Consider the following 1,413-nt stretch of genomic DNA (forward strand, 5'->3'; position numbering starts at 1 on the left):
TCTTACCCCAATTATTTCATTACAGTTTGCCTTTTATCATTAGTCTACAGATTCCTGACACTTCGTGTAGCCTATCTGCAAAATCATTATAATCATTTTCAAATTCTCTGACTGCATATAGACCAATATTTATTTCATTTAACTTAAATCTGTCATTCTCATTTCTGAGTGCCTCAAGAATATATTTCAACTGATTTCTTACTGAAACTATCGGCTGCCAGGTTGAATTATTTTGTAAAATTTCGAACGATTTTTCCAATGTATATACAACAATATCTATTGCTTTATCTTTTGTCATTATTTTTTATAACCAAATTCTGCTTCGCTAAAATAAAAACTGCCCGGGAGCGGTTATAGTTTTAAGAATTTACAATATTTTTTAGCCATTGCGGAATTAATGATTTTTCTCGTGGAAATTTATTTAAATCGTCGATATATTTTTCTTTACTTGGCTCATAAGTAAATTCTGGCTTTTCCTCATATTCAAAATGAGTTTGAAATTGTCCATTATTTTGAACGGTAAAATATGCAGTAAACCATGCACCTTTGTCAGAAGACATAGAATACATTTCTTCCCTTAAATCTTTAAATAAAAATGTTAAATCCTCATCACGAGTAACCTGCCCTTGATTTTTAGGATTAAAATAATTATGCTGTTCTTCTGTGGTGTAAAACGCAGTAATTTCAACCATTTTGTTTATAACAAACGCATTCAGTGTCATTGAATCCCATTCAACATTAGAACCAATATTTTTTACTGCAATTTTAAGAATTGAATTGATTAATTTATTTGTTCTTTCCATTTATCGATATTCTTCTTTATAACAATTATTAACATCTTTATCCATTGGGATTAAATTATCTTTGTCTCGACCTACAGTGCCTCCAAATTGGTCTCCAATTAAATGCCTTCCATGATCATTATCTAATCTTCCATCATTTTTTCCAACCGTTTTCTGGTGATGTACCACCATCATCACTGTCTTTGGTTTGCTACCTCCATCTGCATCGCCTTTGGCTTTGCCGTGCGGTTCTACAATATGGTTGTGGTTGCCGTGGTTGCCTTTACTTTTTTTACCGCCCGGTGTCAATAGCATTACGGCAGCTACCCAATCCTGCGCTGTACCGCCAGTAGTCAATATACTTTTTACAGCGGCTACGTCGCCCTGGGCAGATTGGCGTACCCCTTCTGTAAAATCGTTTACACTTTAGCTTGCAACTGATCTATATTGAGAGGAATATCATCATATATAGAATCAAAGTAACCTTTTATAGCGAAGCTAATACCTTCAATTGAAGCATTATTGTCATCGGTGAAGTTGGGGCTATAAACATCAATCCCTAGTTTTTTAGAACCGAAACCTACATAATCTTCTACCGTCAAACTATCATATGTACTTAACAACTCAAATA

At 33.8% G+C, this 1,413-nt stretch carries 4 protein-coding genes; all 4 read right to left on the reverse strand.

The genetic code is table 11. The features are described from left to right. Positions 1 to 19: 19 nt before the first annotated feature. Positions 20 to 298 (reverse strand): immunity protein Tsi6 family protein, encoded by a 279-nt coding sequence (locus FHQ30_RS13015; RefSeq protein ID WP_139610392.1) that lies wholly within the window; start codon positions 296 to 298, stop codon positions 20 to 22. 61 nt (positions 299 to 359) lie between these two features. Next, positions 360 to 803: an immunity protein YezG family protein gene (locus FHQ30_RS13020; RefSeq protein ID WP_139610391.1), complete on the reverse strand. Its 444-nt coding sequence runs from the start codon at positions 801 to 803 to the stop codon at positions 360 to 362. Continuing rightward, positions 804 to 1,097, reverse strand: coding sequence for a DNA/RNA non-specific endonuclease (locus FHQ30_RS13025; RefSeq protein ID WP_139615078.1), 294 nt, complete (start codon positions 1,095 to 1,097; stop codon positions 804 to 806). Between the two features lie 104 nt (positions 1,098 to 1,201). Further along, a partial coding sequence (locus FHQ30_RS13350) for a hypothetical protein (protein ID WP_500692281.1) occupies positions 1,202 to 1,413 on the reverse strand: 212 nt, incomplete at its 5' end.

The organism is Testudinibacter sp. 'clade 2' (assembly GCF_006227735.1).
Taxonomy (GTDB): Bacteria; Pseudomonadota; Gammaproteobacteria; order Enterobacterales; family Pasteurellaceae; genus Chelonobacter.

Coding starts and splice junctions, on each gene's coding strand:
- FHQ30_RS13015 (WP_139610392.1), bottom strand. CDS start 298: ATGACAAAAGATAAAGCAATAGATATTGTTGTATATACATTGGAAAAA.
- FHQ30_RS13020 (WP_139610391.1), bottom strand. CDS start 803: ATGGAAAGAACAAATAAATTAATCAATTCAATTCTTAAAATTGCAGTA.
- FHQ30_RS13025 (WP_139615078.1), bottom strand. CDS start 1,097: ATGCTATTGACACCGGGCGGTAAAAAAAGTAAAGGCAACCACGGCAAC.